This is a genomic window from Streptomyces sp. NPDC093111 (assembly GCF_040683955.1).
GTDB lineage: Bacteria > Actinomycetota > Actinomycetes > Streptomycetales > Streptomycetaceae > Streptomyces.
This window is the reverse complement of the sequence record NZ_JBFBNW010000017.1, coordinates 142,009-158,345: the sequence shown is the minus strand read 5'-3', so window position 1 is coordinate 158,345 and position 16,337 is coordinate 142,009. Positions and strand designations below refer to the sequence as shown.

Here is a 16,337-nt window from a genome sequence, read left to right as displayed (position 1 = left end):
GCGGACTCCAGCGCTCCGTTCAGGGCGTCGCGTGGTAGTAGCGCACACAGGTCCGGACCATCCCGTCCGGGGCGATGGTGAACACGTCCACGAAACGGTGGTCCGCCGGCTGCGGCGCCGCCGCCGTCGGCGCCGGGACCCGGCGGCCCGTGGCGATCACCGTGCGGTCCCGCGCCACCAGCCGCTCCACCTCGTGGCGCGCCGTCGGCAGCACATGGCCCACATGCGCCCGCACCGCCTCGCTGCGGCCCCGGGCCGGCGGCAGGCCCGGCAGCTCGAAGACCACGGCGTCGTGCAACAGGGACGCGCAGCCGTCCAGGTCGCCCGCGTCGAGGTAGTCGTAGACCAGCCGCACGTGGTCGATCCCCGCGGCGGTCACCAGATCCACCGCCCCCTTTCCGTCGGCCCACACGGTCCTCGTGTCGTCATGGCTGTTCAACGGTGTCAACCCCCTTCACTCTCGCTCCAGGATTCTGCGGCGCCTCCCCAACTCCGCGTTATCGCCTCCCTATCCCCGACCGGGCTCTACACGGCATGGACAGGGCGGGAAGAGATGTGGAGACTGTCCTCACTTGAGCCTGACATCCCGGCGTGGCCGGTCTGGTCCTGGCGAGTCGACTTCTTCTTGTTTGGGTGGGGGATCAGTGGCTGCTGCCGCCGGTGGGTTAGCGGACGAGGACGTCCAGGGCGGGCCGCGCCTGACCTTCCGGGTGCTGGGGCCGCTCCAGGTCCAGGGCTCCGGCGGGCCGCTGCGGGTGCCGCCGGGCCGGCAGGAGGTGATCCTCGCCGCGCTGCTCCTGGAGAGCAACCGGGTCGTGAGCACCAGCCAGCTCGTGGACCTGATCTGGGAGGACAACCCGCCGGAGACCGCCCGCACGCAGGTGCAGATCTGCGTCTCCCGGCTCCGCAAGCTGCTCGCCGGCGCCGAGGGCGAGGTCGCCCTGGTGACCCGGCCGCCCGGCTACGTGCTGCACACCGGCGCGGGGAACGTCGACGCCGCCCTCTTCACCAGCCTCGTCCAGCGCGCCCGCGCGCTGCGCGAGAGCGGCGACGCCGAGCAGGCCGTCGGCCTCCTCAGGTCCGCCGTCACCCTCTGGCAGGGCGAGTGCCTCAGCGGGCTCGACAGCGGCCCGCTCGCCAACAAGGCCCGCCAGCTCAACGAGGAGCGCCTCGCCGCCGTCGAGCTGCGCATCCGCATCGAGCTCGAACTCGGCCGGCACGACCGGCTCGTGGGCGAGCTCCAGCGCCTCACCCACGAGCACCCGCTGCGCGAGAAGCTGCACGGACAGCTCATCCAGGCCCTCTACTGGTCCGGACGCCAGGCCGAGGCGCTCGAAGCCTTCCGCACCGCACGCCGCTACCTCGCCGAGGAACTGGGACTCGAACCGAGCCGTGAACTCCGCGAGCTCGAAGCCGCCATCCTCGCGGGCGAACTCCCCCCGCCGGACGCCGCCGCGCCTGCCGTCGCAGCCGGTGCGAGACCCGGCGCGAGACCCGCCGGCCCGGCCCCCGAAGCACGCCCGGAGCAGCCGCCGACCTCCGCCGAGGCCCCTGCGGCGCCCACTGCTGAAACGATTCGGCAGGACACCGTCCCGCACCAGCTGCCCGCCGACATCGCCGACTTCGTCGCCGACGGACAGCGCCTCGCCGCCCTGGAGAAGGCCCTCGCGGGCGGCGACGGGCGCGGCACCGTCCCCCTCGCCGCGATCACCGGCAAGCCCGGCACCGGCAAGTCCACCCTCGCCGTCCACGTCGCCCACGCCCTCGCCGAGACCGGCTTCCCCGACGGACAGCTCTACTGCGACCTGCGCGGCACCACCGGCGCCCCCGCCACCCCCGTCGAGGTCCTCGGACGCTTCCTGCGCGCCCTCGGCATCCCCGGCCAGCTCATCCCCGAATCCCTCGACGAGCGCGCCGAGATGTACCGCACCCGGCTCGCCTCCCGCCGCGTCCTCGTCGTCCTCGACGACGCCGCCGGCGAGGGCCAGGTCCTCCCGCTGCTCCCCGGCAGCCGGGGCTGCGCCGTCCTCGTCACCAGCCGCGCCCGCCTCACCGCGCTGCCCGGCGCCCACCGGGTCGAACTCGACGTGCTCGACGAGGACCGCGCGCTGGAACTGCTCTCCCGCATCATCGGGCAGGACCGCGTCACCGGCGAGGCCGCCGCCGCCGAAGCGCTCGTCCGCACCGTCGGCCGGCTGCCGCTCGCCCTGCGCATCGTGGCCGCCCGGCTCGCCGCCCGGCCGCACTGGACCCTCGCGTCCATGGTCCACCGGCTCGCCAACGAACGCCACCGACTTGACGAACTCGCACACGGTGAGATGACGATGCGCGCGAGCCTCTCGCTCACCTACGAGGGACTCGCGCCCGGCGACCGGGGGCTGCTGCGGCTTCTCAGCATGGCCCAGGCGCCCACCCTGCCGAGCTGGCTCGCCGGCGCCCTCCTCGACGACCGCCGGCCCTTCCCCTCGGACCTCCTCGAACCCCTCGTCGACATGCAGATGCTCGACGTGGCCGGAATGGAGACCGGAGGCTTCCGCTACCGCTTCCACGAGATCATCCGGGTCTACGCCCGCGAGCAGCTCGCCGTCCAGCACCCGCCCGAGGAGCGGAAGGCCGCCTTCGCCCGCATGGCCGGCGGCTGGATGCACCTCGCCCAGCAGGCCCACTGCAAGGTGTACGGGGGCGACTTCACCGTCCTGCACGGCGACGCGCCCCGCTGGGAACCCCCGGCCGCCTACACCGACGAGGCGCTGGCCGACCCGCTCGCCTGGCTCGACGCCGAGCAGGGCGCCCTCTGCGGCATGGTCGAGCACGCCGCGGAGGAGGGCCTCCACGACCTCAGCTGGGACCTCGCGACCTCACTCGTCACCCTGTTCGAGGTGCGGGGTCACTACGACCTCTGGGAGCGGACCCACCAGATCGCCCTCGCCGCCGTCCGCAAGGCCGGAAACCTGCGCGGCACCGCCGCCGTCCGTGCCTCGCTCGGCTCGCTCTACATGAGCCGCAACCAGTACGACACCGCCCGCCAGGCACTGAACTCGGCCCTCGACGTCTTCCAGGCCCTCGACGAACCCATGGGCGAGGCCCTCTGCCGCCGCGACATGGCGCTCATCGCGCGCAGCGGCGGCGACGACACCACGGCACTGGAGCTCTACGGGCGTTCCCTCGCGGACTTCGACCGGGCCGGCGACGTCGTCGGCCGCGCGATCGTCCTCACGCAGAGCGCCCAGATCCGCATGCGCCAGGGCGAGAGCGACAGCGCGCAGCGGCAGCTCGACGAGGCGCTCGACATCTACGAGGGCATCGGCTACACCGGCGGCCGGGCACGCACCCTGCGCCGCGTCGGCCAGCTCCTCCTCGAACAGGGCCGGAGCGACCTCGCGGTCCTCACCTTCACCGAAGTGCTCGAACTCTGCCGGGACTCCGGCGACGCCATCGGCGAAGGGCACCTGCTGCGGGACCTCGGTCACGCGTTCACCGTGATGGGACGGCCGGACCGGGCGCGGGACTTCTTCGACCGCGCCGTCTCGGCGCGGGAACAGATCATGGACTTCGGTGGCGGCGCACTCGCGCGCCTGGACCTCGCACGGCTCCTGACGACGGAGCCGGGTCGCTCACGGGAACTGCTCACCCCGGCGGTCGAGGTCTTCCGGGACCGGCGCATGGCCCGGGAACTCACGGAGGCGGAGCGACTGCTCGGCGCCTGCTGAGACGCGGACGCCCCCTCGTCGTACGGGGTGGGACTGTCCCAGGGGTCGGTCGGTCCCCGGGGTGGGTCAGTCCCAGGGGTTGTTGTCGGTGCAGGTGGGGGTGGTGCCGGGGGTGCCCGTACCCGTGGTGCCGGTGCCGGTTCCGGCCGGGACGCAGCCCTCGGGGGTGGTGGCGTTCGCCGTGGCGGCGGTCCCCGGGGTGCCCGTCGCCGGGACCGGCTCGTCGGCCCAGCTGGTCTGGAGGCCGGCGCCCGTCACCAGGACGATCAGCGCGGTGGTGACGGCGGCGCGGAGGGCGGTGCGGGTGGTGGCGGCGGTCTTCGACATCGGATTCTCCGTAGTGTTCGGGGCTGGCGTTTCCTTCTGGACACCAACTTAGGAACGAGCGGATTCACCGCACCGGCCGCAGCCTTATCACCCCGCTATCACCGGACCGCACCCCCTATCACGGCCCCGGCATCGCTATCCCCGACGCCGTCGCGCTATCGCGGGACGGTCCCGGACGCCCGACCCGCCCCCGATGCCGGTTAGTGGCGGGATGCCCCCCGGATAGGCGCATTCGGAGGATGGTTCCCAGCAGCCGGCGAGACGCCGCCCGAAGCAGCCCCGACCAGGCCGCTTTCCGGCCCTCGCCCCCACCTGACCAGCGGGAGCTCTCCATGACCACCAGTCTCTCTCCTGAGGGCGCGCCGACGGCCACCGCCGCACTGGGCACCCTCATCCAAGGACACCGCCGCCGCATCGGCCTCACCCAGCGCGAGCTCGCCGACCTCTCCACCATCAGCGTCCGCGCCATCCGCGACCTGGAGAAGGGGAAGGCCCTGCGGCCCCGCGCCGACACGATCCGGCTGATAGGCGACGCGCTCCGGCTCGGCCCGCGGGCCCGCACCGCCCTGGAGGAGTCCGTCTCCCGCGGCCACCAGGGCGGCGCCGGCCGCTCGCTCCTCCCGGAGCGCTGCGCCCCGCCGGTCCCGCTGCACCCGCTGATCGGCCGGGACGCCGAGGCCGCGATCCTCGCCGAGGAACTGCGCTCCGGTGCCGAACGGCTCGTCACCGTCGTCGGCCTGAGCGGCGTCGGCAAGACCCGACTCGCCCTGGAGACCGCGGCCCGCCTGCACACGAGCGGCTTCCCCGTCCTCTGGCACACCGCCCCCGACGCCGTCACCGACTGCCTCCCCCCGGCCGACGAGGCCCCCCTCGCCGCCCTCGTCGCCGACTGCGCCGCCTATCTCCAGGGCGCCGGCACCGCCGGTACGCGCGCGGAGACGGGCCGTCCGCACGCGGGCGCCGCCCCCGCGGCGCGGGCCGTCGCCGACCCGTACGGCTCCGCAGACGGGCACAGACCCTGGGGCGGCACAGCCTCCCCTTCGCCCTCCTCCCTCTCTTCCGGCGAGCTGCCGCCCCTCGCCCTCGCCGCCGCGCTCGGCGACCGTGAGGCGCTGCTGGTCCTGGACGGTGTCGACACCGCCGGGCTCGACTTCTCCCGCCTCACGCGGCTCCGCCGCGAACTCCCCGGCCTGCGCCTCCTCCTCACGGCCGACACCCCCTGGGACGTCCCCGGCGAGCGCCTCTTCCTCCTCGCCCCGCTAGACGCGCCCCTTCCGGCGGGCCCCGCGGCCCCCGGCACCGGTGCGGACGCGCCCGCCGTACGGTTCCTCCTCGCCCGGCTCCGCCGGATGCGCCCCGAACTCCTCCCCGACGAGCAGACCCTGGCCCACACCGCCTGGATCGCCCACCGCCTCGACGGGCACCCCCGCGCGCTCGCCGCCGCGGCCTCCTGGCTCGGCGTCTGCGACCTGCCCACCCTGCGCGACATCGTCGAGTCCGACCCCGCGGCCGTCCTCGACCACCTCGCCGACGGACACGGCGGCTCCCGCCTCCGCGACCGGGTCGCCCACACCCTCGCCGCCCTGCCGCCGGAGCAGCGGAACCTGCTCACCACGCTCTGCGCCGCCCAGGACAGCTCCGTGGCCCCGGACTTCGGGCTCGTCGACGTCGTCCGGCTGACCGGCAGGACCCTCGCGGACGCCGGCCGCATGGTCCGCGCCCTGCTCATCGGCGGTTTCATCCGTCCCAGCACCGATCACGGCCGCTCCGGCTTCCGGGTGCTGTGCGTGGTCCGCGCCGCCCTGGGCCAGGCCGACGGCGCCGGCGCCACGGCGGCGGAGGTTCCGGCCGCCGCTGCCCCCGCCCCTGCCGCCTGACTGCCGCAGCGCCGCCGATCCGCTGCCGTACCGCCGGATCAACTGCCGCTCGCGGGGCTCCCGCACGGGTTGTATGGCGCTTGCCCGGCCGCCGAACGCGGCGGCCGACGGCACCGCGTCACCGACGTCACCGCCGTTCCCGCGCGTCCCCGTCTTTCCCGTCGTTCCCGGCCGTCGACCCGGCCACCGACCCCGGTCACCCACCAGGAGCCCCCATGCCGTTCGACCAGCCCGTCGCCTCCGCACCGGCCGCCGTCCGGTTGCCGCTCTCGGTAGCCCAGCGGGACATCTGGACGGCCCACCTCCTCGACCCCACCGGCATCACGTACAACGTCGGCGAGTGCCGGGAGATCCAGGGCCCGGTCGACCCGGAGCTGATGGCGGCCGCCTGGCGGCGCCTGGTCGAGGAGGCGGACTTCCTGCGGGTGCGGGGCTTCGTGGAGGACGGCGAGCAGGTCTGGCAGCTCCTCGACGCCGACGCCGGGGACCGCGCGCTGGCCTTCACCGACCTCAGCGGGGCCGCCGATCCCGAGGGCGCGGCCTGGGACCTGGTCGACGGCCTGATCGGCACCCCCTTCGACCTCACCGGCGAGTCCCCCGTCCGGTGCGCGCTGATCAAGCTGGCGGAGGACCGCTTCTTCTACTTCTACGGCTTCCACCACCTGGTCGTCGACGGCGTCGGCGCCTCCATGGCGCTGGCCCGTCTGGTCGAGCTGTACGAGCGGGCCGTGGCGGGCGAGCCGTGGGGCGACACCCCGTTCGGCACCCTGGCCGAGCTGCTCGCCGACGACGCCGCCTACCGCGCCTCCGAGGAGGCCGTCGCCGACCGGGCCGCCTGGCGCACCCACCTGGCCGGCGCCCCCGACGCGCCCGCCGGTCTCGTCCGGGGCCGCGAGCGGGTGCCGTCCGCCCACGGTGGGCTGCCCTTCGGGCGCCGCAGCGTCCCGGTCTCCCCGGCCGACGCCGAACGTCTCCGCACCGTCGCCCGCGCCTCCCGCGTCTCCTGGTCCGTGCTGTTCGTGGCGCTCTTCGCCGCGTACGTCCAGCGCGTCACCGGGCGCCAGGAGCTGATGATCGCCCTGCCCGTCACCGGCCGCACCACCCGGGCCGCCCGCAGCACCCCCGGCATGATGTCGAACATCGTCCCGCTGCGCCTGCGGGTCCGCCCGGAGGACCGCCTCGCCGACCTGGTGCGCACGGTGTCCGCCGAGGTGAAGCACGGCCTGCGCCACCAGCGGACCCGGTACGAGGACCTCGGCCGCGACGCCGGCGTCATCGACGGCACCCGCCGCCTGGCCACCCCGGTCCTCAACATCATGGGCTTCCAGAGCGAACTGACGGTCGGCGGCCATCCGACCGTCAACCACAACGTCAGCAACGGCCCCGTCGACGACCTCAGCCTCGCCGTCTTCGACCTGGGCCCCGCGCACGGCCTGCGCATCGACTTCGACACCCCGGTCCAGGACGTCGACCCGGCCCTGATCGCCGCCCACCAGGACCGCTTCACCGCCTTCGTCACCCGCTTCCTCGCGGACGACGAGGCCCTGGACGCCACCGTGGCCGGCCTCGCGCTCCTCGGTGACGACGAGCGCGCGCTGCTCACCGGCGCCTGGGCGGGGCCCGTCGGGCAGCCGGTGGAGACCGGTCTCGTCGCCCGCTTCGAGGAGCGGGTACGGCTGCACGCCGACCGCACCGCCCTGATCGACAGCGAGGGCGCCGTCACCTACGCCGAGCTCAACGCCTCCGCCAACCACCTCGCCCGCGCACTGCGCGACGGCGGCCTCGGGCGCGGCGCCCTGGCCGGCGTCCTGCTGGAGCGCGGCATCCCCTTCGCCACCGCTCTCCTCGCCGTCCTCAAGACCGGCGCCGGCCATGTCCTCCTCGACCCCGACTTCCCCGAGGAGCGGCTCCGCTCCGCCGCCTCCGACGCGGGCATCACCCACCTCGTCACCACCCCGGACCTCGCCGCCCGCGCCGACGGCCCCTGGACCGTCACCCACGCCGGATCTCGCCCCGGCCCGGACGCCGTCGCCGAGAACCTCGGCGTGCCGATCGGCCCCGACGACCCCGCCTGCGTGATGTTCACGTCGGGCTCCACGGGCCGCCCGAAGGGCATCCTGTCCTCGCACCGGAACCTGGTGTCGACGGTGAGCGGCCAGACGTACGGGCGGTTCGGCGAGGGGGAGACCTTCCTCCAGTGCTCGCCGGTGTCGTGGGACGCGTTCAGCCTGGAGTTCTGGGGCGCGCTGCTGCACGGCGGGACGACGGTGTTGCAGCCGGGCCAGCGTCCGGAGCCGGTGCTGATCGAGGAGTTGTCGCGCCGCCACGGGGTGACGATGCTCCAGCTGTCCGCGAGCCTCTTCAACTTCCTCGTCGACGAACACCCCGGCGCCTTCGACACCGTCACCGTCGCCTACACCGGCGGAGAGGCCGCCTCCCCGGTCCACGTACGCAAGTTGCAGCGGCTGAAGCCCGGCATCGAGGTGGTCAACGGCTACGGCCCGGCCGAGTCGATGGGCTTCACCACCACGCACGCGCCGTCGGCGGGGGACACGGAGGAGACGGTCATCCCCATCGGAACGCCCCTGGTCAACAAGGGCGCCCACGTCCTCGACCCGTACCTGAACCTCTGCCCGCCCGGCGTGACCGGCGAGCTGTACCTGAGCGGGGACGGCCTGGCCCACGGCTACCTCGGCCGGCCCGACCTGACCGCGACCCGCTTCGTACCGGACCCGTTCGGCACCGCCCGGGGCGGCCGGCTGTACCGCACCGGCGACCTCGTCCGCTTCGACGCGGAAGGCCGCCTCGTGTACGAGGGCCGCGTCGACGACCAGATCAAGATCCGGGGCTTCCGGGTCGAGCCGGGGGAGGTCGAGGCCGCGCTCCTGACCCATCCGCGGGTCACCCAGGCGGTGGTGACGGTCCATCAAGAACGCCTGGCCGCCTACCTGGTGGTCGACGAGGCGGGCGCGGAGCCGGAGGACATCCGCCGGCACGTCGCCGACCGGCTCCCCGAGCACCTGGTCCCCAGCCACGTCACCGTCCTCGACCGGCTGCCCCTGACCCCCAACGGCAAGATCGACAAGCGGGCCCTGCCCGCCCCCGCCGCACTCCTGACCGTCCGCCGCGCCCCGCGCCACCGCACCGAGGAGGTCCTCGCGGGCCTGTACGGGCTGACCCTCGACACCGACCCGGACACGATCGGCATCGACGACAGCTTCTTCGCCCTCGGCGGCCACTCCCTCCTCGCGGCCCGGCTCACGAACCGCGTCGCCGACGCCCTCGGCGTGCGGCTGACCATCCGGGACGTCTTCGGACACCCGACCGTCGCCGCGCTCGCGGAGCTGATCGTGGAACGCGGCGGCGAGTCCCCGGGCACCACCGCGCTGCCCGCGCTGGTGCCGGGGGAGGGCGACGGCGAGCTGGTGCCCGCCTCGTACGCGCAGCGGCGGCTGTGGCTGCTGGCCCAGCTGGACGGCGGGAGCGCGGCCTACAACGTGCCCACGGTCGTCCGGTTCGACGGCCCCGGCCCCGATCTCGCCGTACTGGAGTCCGCGCTCCACGACGTGGTCACCCGGCACGCTCCGCTGCGGACGGTCTTCGAGGCCGTGGACGGCGAACCGTTCCAGCGGGTCCTCGACCCGGAGCGGGCCCGCCCGACGATCGAGCGCCGCCGGACCGACGCCGACGCCCTCGACGCGGGCCTCGCCGAGGCCGCGGGACACGTCTTCGACCTGGCGTCGGACCTCCCCGTCCGCGCCACCGCCTTCGAACTCCCCGACGGATCCGTGGTGCTGGCCCTGCTCCTCCACCACATCGCGACGGACGGCCTGTCGAACGGGGTGTTCTTCGCCGACCTGGAGCGCGCCTACGCGGCCCGTGCGGCGGGCGAGGGCGCGGTCCTCGCACCGCTGTCGGTGCGGTACGCCGACTACGCGGCCTGGCAGCGCCGTGTCCTCGGCCCCGCCGACGAGCCGGACAGCCTGCTCGGACGCGAACTCGACTTCTGGCGGCAGAACCTGGCCGGCCTCCCCGAGGCGCACGGCCTCACCCTCGACCGCCCCCGGCCGGCCCACGCCTCGCACCGTGGCGGCCAGGTCGAACTCGACCTCGGCGCCGACCTCTTCCAACGGGCGCGGCTGCTCGCCCGGGAGGAGGGCTGCACCCCCTTCATGGTGGTGCACGCGGCTCTCGTGGCGGCGCTGGCACGGCTGGGCGCCGGTCCGGATCTGGCGATCGGCTCGCCGGTGGCGGGCCGGAACGACGAGGCGCTGAACGATCTCGTCGGGTTCTTCGTGAACACGCTGGTGCTGCGCACGGACAGCTCGGGCGACCCGACGTTCCGCGAGCTCCTGGGCCGCGTCCGCACCGCCGACCTGGACGCCTTCGCCCACCAGGAAGCCCCCTTCGACCTCGTCCTGGAAGCGCTCAACCCGACCAGGACGCTGTCCCGGCACCCCCTCTTCCAGATCTGCCTGACCGTGGAGAGCGGCGCCGGCACCTCGAAGCCCCTCGTGCTCCCCGGAGTCGCGCCGGCGCCCATGGAGAACATCACCAGCGGCTCCGCCAAGTTCGACCTGGAGTTCTTCCTCCGCTCCGACGACGAGCACGGCCTGCGCGCCACCGTCCTCTTCGCCGCCGACCTCTTCGACGCGGAGTCGGTCCGGCGCACGGCCTCGGTCCTCGGCCAGGTCCTCCACCACGCGCTCGCCGAGCCCGACCTCGCCCTCTCCGCCCTGGACGTCCTGACCGAGGAGGAGCGGCAGCTGCTGACCGGCTCCTGGGCCGGGACCAAGGCCCCAGGAGCGGGGGAGGGTTCGCTGGTCGGACGCTTCGAGGAGCAGGCCGCCCGGGTTCCGGAGCGGACGGCGCTGGTGGACGGCGACCGGAGGATCCCGTACGCCGAACTCAACGCCTCCGCCAACCGTCTGGCCCGCCACCTGGCCGAACAGGGCCTGGGGCGGGGGGACATGGCGGGCGTGCTGCTCGACCGGGGCGCGGACTTCGCGATCTCCGTCCTCGCCGTCCTGAAGACCGGCGCCGCCTACACGCTCCTCGACCCCGACTTCCCCGACGAGCGCCTGCGCTCCGCCGCCTCCGACGCCGCCATCGGCCACCTCGTCACCTCCCCGGCCCTGGCCGGGCGGGTCTCCGGCCCCTGGACCGTCACCCACGCCGCCGACCGGCCCGCCGACGCGGACGCCGCCGACCTGGGCGTCCCGCTCGGGCCCGACGACCCCGCCTGCCTCATGTTCACGTCGGGCTCCACGGGCCGCCCGAAGGGCATCCTGTCCTCGCACCGGAACCTGGTGTCGACGGTGAGCGGTCAGACGTACGGGCGGTTCGACGAGGCGGAGGTGTTCCTCCAGTGCTCGCCGGTGTCGTGGGACGCGTTCAGCCTGGAGTTCTGGGGCGCGCTGCTGCACGGCGGGACCACGGTCCTCCAGCCGGGCCAGCGGCCCGAACCGGTACTGATCGAGGAGCTGTCGCGCCGCCACGGGGTGACGATGCTCCAGCTGTCCGCGAGCCTCTTCAACTTCCTCGTCGACGAACACCCCGGCGCCTTCGGGACCGTCACCGTCGCCTACACCGGCGGCGAGGCCGCCTCCCCGGCCCACGTCCACAAACTGCACCAGATCCGCCCCGGCATCGAGGTCGTCAACGGCTACGGCCCGGCCGAGTCCATGGGCTTCACCACCACCCACCTCGTCCCGCCCGCCGACCGGCCCCACACCCTCGTCCCCATCGGCGTCCCGCTCCTCAACAAGGGCGCCTACGTCCTGGACCCCTCCCTGAACCTCTGCCCGCCCGGCGTGACCGGCGAGCTGTACCTCACCGGCGACGGACTCGCCCACGGCTACCTCGGCCGGCCCGAACTCACCGCCACCCGCTTCGTCCCCGACCCCTACGGCCCGCCCGGCACCCGCCTCTACCGCACCGGCGACCTCGTCCGCTTCGACCGCGACGGCCGCCTCGTGTACGAGGGCCGGGCCGACGACCAGATCAAGATCCGGGGCTTCCGGGTCGAGCCGGGCGAGACGGAGGCCGCGCTCCTCACGCACCCGCGGGTGAGCCAGGCCGTGGTGACCGTGCACGCCGAACGGCTCGCCGCCTACCTGGTGGTGGAAGGCGAGGCCGTCGCCCCGGAGGACATCCGCCGGCACGTCGCCGACCGGCTCCCCGAGCACCTGGTCCCCAGCCACGTCACCGTCCTCGACCGGCTGCCCCTGACCCCCAACGGCAAGATCGACAAGCGGGCCCTGCCCGCCCCGGCCGCCCTCTCCAGCGGCGGACGCGCCCCGCGCACCCCGCTCGAAGAGACCGTCCTCGGCCTCTTCGCCCGCACCCTCGACACCACCACCGCCCTCACCGTCGACGACGACTTCTTCCACCACGGCGGCCACTCCCTCCTCGGAGCCCGCCTCACCAACCACATCGCCGGAGCCCTCGACGTACGGCTCACCGTCCGCGACGTCTTCCAGCACCCCACCCCCGCCCGGCTCGCCGCGCACATCGACTCCCTCAGGACCGCTCCGGCCAGGAAGGCGCGCCCCGCCCTCCGCCGCCGCAACGACACGGATCGGATCAGCTCATGAGCACCCACGCCACCCCCGCCTTCACGCCCGCCCCCGAGGACGTCGTCTGGGACCTGCCCGGCGACGCCCCGCACCGCCTGTCCCTGCTGGTCCTGCCGCACGCCGGCGGCAACGCCCACGCCTACAGCGCCTGGCGCGAGCACCTCCCGGCCGACGTCCGGCTGCTCATCGGCCAGTACCCGGGCCGCGGCGCCCGCTACTGCGAGGACCTGCCCGGCTCCGTCGACGACCTCGCCCTCCCCGTCGTGGACGCCCTCCCCGCCGACACCGGCCCGCTGGTCGTCCTCGGACACAGCATGGGCTCCCTCGTCGCCTTCGAGGTGGTCCGCACGCTCCAGGCCGCCGGCCGCACCCCGCTCGGCCTCGTCGCCTCCGCCTGCCGGGCCCCCGTCCTGCCCAACCAGGCGCCCGTCCACCCCGAGCGGCTCGACGACGACGAGCTGGTCGCCTCCATCAAGGAGCGCGGCGGCACCGACGACGGCATCCTCGACGACCCGGAGCTCCGCGAGATCGTCCTGCCCTCCATCCGCGCCGACTTCGCCATCGACGACGCCTACCAGTGCACCGCCCCCGACGTACGGCTCGACTGCCCGGTGGCCGTCTTCGGCGGCGACGTCGACCCGATCGTGCCCGTCGGCCTCCTCGACGGCTGGGCCCTCGTCGCCGGGAACGACGTCGCCCCCGTGGTGCTGCCCGGCGACCACTTCTACTTCCAGCAGGACCTGGCCGGCTTCTTCGCCCGCCTCAACCCGGTCCTGACCTCCCTCCAGGGCGCGCCCGCCACCGCCGCCTGACCCCGCCCCAGGACACCCCGGGCCCGCGCGGCCCGTACCCCGCCCGACCCCGCCCGCCCCGCCCCGCCCGTACCCCGTGAAGCAGAGGAACCCCGCCATGACCACCTTCGCCCCGAACCCGGCCGTCACCGAGGACGGCATCAGCGTCGTCCGCGAGCCCGGCAAGCCCGCCGTCGTCCAGGTCCCCCGCCACGCGACGATGGCCGAGGCCACCGGCTGGCTCACCGCCCGGCGCGCCGACATCCAGGCCGAGCTGCACCGCTCCGGCGCCGTCCTGCTCCGCGGCCTCCCCATGACCGACGCGGAGACCTTCGCCGAGGCCCGCGACGCGCTGATCGCCACCCGCGCCGGATACAAGGAGAAGGCCACCCCGCGCACCGACTTCGGCGAGGGCGTCTTCTCCTCCACCGACCTGCCGGCCATCCAGCCGATCCGCCTCCACAACGAGAACAGCTACACCCTCGACTTCCCGGGCGTCCTGCTCTTCGGCTGCGTCACCGCCCCCGAGACCGGCGGCGCCACCACCGTCGGCGACATGCGGCGCGCCCTCGCGCTCCTCCCGGACGAGCTCGTCGCCCGCTTCACCGAGGCCGGCTGGCTCCTCGTCCGCAACTACTCCGACCTCGCGGGCATGCCCTGGCGCAAGGCGTTCTCCTCGGAGGAGCCGGCCGGCGCCGAGGAGTACTGCGACGAGCACGCCATCGGCTACGAGTGGCTCGACGAGGACACCCTCCGCACCCGCCAGCTCCGCTCCGCCGTCATCACCCACCCGGTCACCGGCGAGCGCGTCTGGTTCAACCACTTCGCCTTCTGGAACGCCCGCGGCCTCGACGAGGACGTCCGCGAGGTCCTCACCGAGACCTTCGGCGCCGACGGCCTCCCCTTCGACACCCGCCTCGGCGACGGCACCGCCCTCACCGACGCCGAGGTCGACGCCATCATCGACGCCTACCAGGCCGTCACCGTCCGCGAGACCTGGCAGGACGGCGACCTGATGCTCGTCGACAACATCCTCTGCGCCCACGGCCGCGAGGCGTACACCGGCGCCCGCAAGATCCTCGTCGCCATGGGCGAGCCCGTGCCGCTCGCCGACTGCGCCCCCACCGTCGCCCCCTCCGCCACCCCGTTCGGAATGTGAGCCCCGCCATGACCGCCGTCCTCCCCGAGCCCGCCACCCTCGCCGCGCCCTCCGCCGCCGCGCCGCTCACCGGACCCGCCGACTGCGCCTGCGCCGCCTGCGCCGCGGGCACCGGCCACGCCGACCTCCTCGCCCGGCTCGCCACCGCCCCCGGCGGCCGTACGGCGGTGGTCGCCGCCGACCGCAGCCTCACCTTCGACGAACTGCGCGCCGAGGCCACCGCCGTCGCCGCCCGCCTCACCGCCCTCGGCGCCGGCCCGGAGAGCGTCGTCGCGCTCTGCCTGCCGCGCGGCGCCGGACTCGTCACCGCCCTCATCGGCACCCTCACCGCGGGCGCCGCCTACCTGCCGGTCGACCCGGCGCTCCCCGCCGACCGCCGCCGCTACCTCCTGGAGGACTCCGGCGCCGACCTCGTGGTCCTCGACGCCCCGGGCGAGTCCCCGGCGCCCGGCGCCCGCACCGTCACCCTCGCCGAACTGACGGCCGCCCCCGACGCCGACGCCGCCTACCGCCCGGCGCCCGTGACCGCCGGCACCCTCGCCTACGTCATCTACACCTCCGGCTCCACCGGCCGCCCCAAGGGCGTCGAGATCGGCCGCGGCGCCGCCTCCCTGCTCCTCGCCGAGCTGGAGGGCGTCGGCGCCGCCACCGGCGAGGCCGCCCGCGTCGGCTGGAACGCCTCCCCGTCCTTCGACGCCTCCGTGCAGCAGTGGGTACGCCTCTGCCGCGGCGACACCCTCGTCATGATCGACGAGGAGACCCGCCGCGACCCGTCCCTCCTCGCCGCCTTCATCGACGCCCAGGGCCTCACCGACCTCGACATCACCCCCTCCCACGCCGACCCGCTGCTCGACCTGCTCACCCCCGACGGCGGCCCCCGCCCGCTGACCCTGCTCGTCGGCGGCGAGGCCATCAGCCCCGCCCTGTGGGACCGGCTGGCCGCCGCCCACACCTCGGGCCTGCTGCGCGCCCTCAACGTGTACGGCCCGACCGAGACCACCGTCGACGCCACCGCCGGCTGGATCGACCGGCCCGGCCAGGCCCACATCGGCACCGTCCTGCCCGGCCTGCGGATGCGCCTGCTAGACGAGAAGCTGACCCCGGTCGCCCCCGGCGAGGCGGGCGAGCTGTACCTCGCCGGACCGCGCGTGGCCCGCGGCTACCGCAACCGGCCCGTCCTCACCGCCGAACGCTTCCTCGCCGACCCCGACCCGGCCGCCGACGCCGCCGACGGCGGCCGCATGTACCGCACCGGCGACCGCTGCCGCCTCCTCCCCGACGGCCGGCTCGCCTACCTCGGGCGCGCCGACGGCCAGATCAAGCTGCGCGGCCACCGCATCGAACTCCCCGAGATCGAGGCGGCCCTCACCCGCCAGGACGGCGTCGCCGAAGCCGCCGTCGTCCTCGGCGAGGACGCCTCCGGCAGCCCGGCGCTGATCGCTTACCACCGGGGCGGTGACCCCGAGGCCCTCCGCACCGGCCTCGCCGCCACCCTCCCCGCGTACATGCTGCCCGCGGCCTTCGTACCGGTCGAGCGCTTCACCACCACCCCCAGCGGCAAGCTGGACCGCTCCGTCCTGCCGACCCGCATCGAGGCGCCCGCCGCCGCCCCGGCGGACACCGCCTCCGACACGGGCCTGGAAGGCCGCGCCGAGGAGCTCATCGGCCGGGTGTGGAAGGAGGTCCTCGGCGCCGCCTCCATCGGCCCCGACGACAACTTCTTCAAGCTGGGCGGCCACTCCCTGCTCGCCATCAAGCTGGTCTCCCGGGTCCGCGCCGAACTCTCCGTCGCCCTGCCGGTCAAGGCCGTCTACGCCAACCCCCGGCTGCGCGACCTCGCCGCCCACATCGAGGAACTGACGGCCGCGCGGGACGCCTGACCGCCGGCCCGACCG

The 16,337-nt window shown here is 74.8% G+C and carries 8 protein-coding genes; 6 read left to right on the top strand and 2 right to left on the bottom strand.

Translation table 11 applies throughout. From position 1 onward, the window contains the following. Positions 1-19: 19 nt before the first annotated feature. Positions 20-439, bottom strand: coding sequence for a nuclear transport factor 2 family protein (locus AB0Q96_RS28750; RefSeq protein ID WP_365330435.1), 420 nt, complete (start codon positions 437-439; stop codon positions 20-22). Between the two features lie 271 nt (positions 440-710). On the opposite strand from AB0Q96_RS28750, the gene AB0Q96_RS28745 reads away from it, so the two are divergent. Continuing rightward, positions 711-3,710, top strand: coding sequence for a BTAD domain-containing putative transcriptional regulator (locus AB0Q96_RS28745; RefSeq protein ID WP_365330469.1), 3,000 nt, complete (start codon positions 711-713; stop codon positions 3,708-3,710). A 66-nt stretch (positions 3,711-3,776) separates the two neighbouring features. On the opposite strand, the gene AB0Q96_RS28740 is transcribed toward AB0Q96_RS28745, so the two are convergent. Further along, positions 3,777-4,037 (bottom strand): hypothetical protein, encoded by a 261-nt coding sequence (locus tag AB0Q96_RS28740; protein ID WP_365330433.1) that lies wholly within the window; start codon positions 4,035-4,037, stop codon positions 3,777-3,779. Between the two features lie 332 nt (positions 4,038-4,369). Here AB0Q96_RS28740 and AB0Q96_RS28735 point away from each other — a divergent pair, with 332 nt between their 5' ends. The 5 genes from AB0Q96_RS28735 (at position 4,370) to AB0Q96_RS28715 (ending at position 16,322) form a co-directional block, all read left to right on the top strand. Next, positions 4,370-5,914: an AAA family ATPase gene (locus tag AB0Q96_RS28735; RefSeq protein WP_365330431.1), complete on the top strand. Its 1,545-nt coding sequence runs from the start codon at positions 4,370-4,372 to the stop codon at positions 5,912-5,914. A 215-nt stretch (positions 5,915-6,129) separates the two neighbouring features. Further along, complete coding sequence (locus AB0Q96_RS28730) at positions 6,130-12,510, top strand: amino acid adenylation domain-containing protein (protein ID WP_365330429.1); 6,381 nt, start codon at positions 6,130-6,132, stop codon at positions 12,508-12,510. Continuing rightward, a complete protein-coding gene (locus tag AB0Q96_RS28725; protein WP_365330427.1) occupies positions 12,507-13,304 on the top strand; it encodes an alpha/beta fold hydrolase in 798 nt (265 codons plus the stop codon). The genes AB0Q96_RS28730 and AB0Q96_RS28725 overlap by 4 nt, the downstream gene beginning before the upstream one ends. A gap of 97 nt (positions 13,305-13,401) precedes the next feature. Then, positions 13,402-14,442 (top strand): TauD/TfdA family dioxygenase, encoded by a 1,041-nt coding sequence (locus AB0Q96_RS28720; RefSeq protein ID WP_365330425.1) that lies wholly within the window; start codon positions 13,402-13,404, stop codon positions 14,440-14,442. 8 nt (positions 14,443-14,450) lie between these two features. Further along, positions 14,451-16,322: a non-ribosomal peptide synthetase gene (locus AB0Q96_RS28715; RefSeq protein ID WP_365330423.1), complete on the top strand. Its 1,872-nt coding sequence runs from the start codon at positions 14,451-14,453 to the stop codon at positions 16,320-16,322. The last annotated feature ends 15 nt before the right edge of the window (positions 16,323-16,337 follow it).

What these genes read in the sequence shown, in the direction of transcription:
- AB0Q96_RS28740 (WP_365330433.1), bottom strand. Translation starts at nt 4,037, where the DNA reads ATGTCGAAGACCGCCGCCACCACCCGCACCGCCCTCCGCGCCGCCGTC.
- AB0Q96_RS28735 (WP_365330431.1), top strand. Translation starts at nt 4,370, where the DNA reads ATGACCACCAGTCTCTCTCCTGAGGGCGCGCCGACGGCCACCGCCGCA.
- AB0Q96_RS28730 (WP_365330429.1), top strand. Translation starts at nt 6,130, where the DNA reads ATGCCGTTCGACCAGCCCGTCGCCTCCGCACCGGCCGCCGTCCGGTTG.
- AB0Q96_RS28725 (WP_365330427.1), top strand. Translation starts at nt 12,507, where the DNA reads ATGAGCACCCACGCCACCCCCGCCTTCACGCCCGCCCCCGAGGACGTC.
- AB0Q96_RS28720 (WP_365330425.1), top strand. Translation starts at nt 13,402, where the DNA reads ATGACCACCTTCGCCCCGAACCCGGCCGTCACCGAGGACGGCATCAGC.
- AB0Q96_RS28715 (WP_365330423.1), top strand. Translation starts at nt 14,451, where the DNA reads ATGACCGCCGTCCTCCCCGAGCCCGCCACCCTCGCCGCGCCCTCCGCC.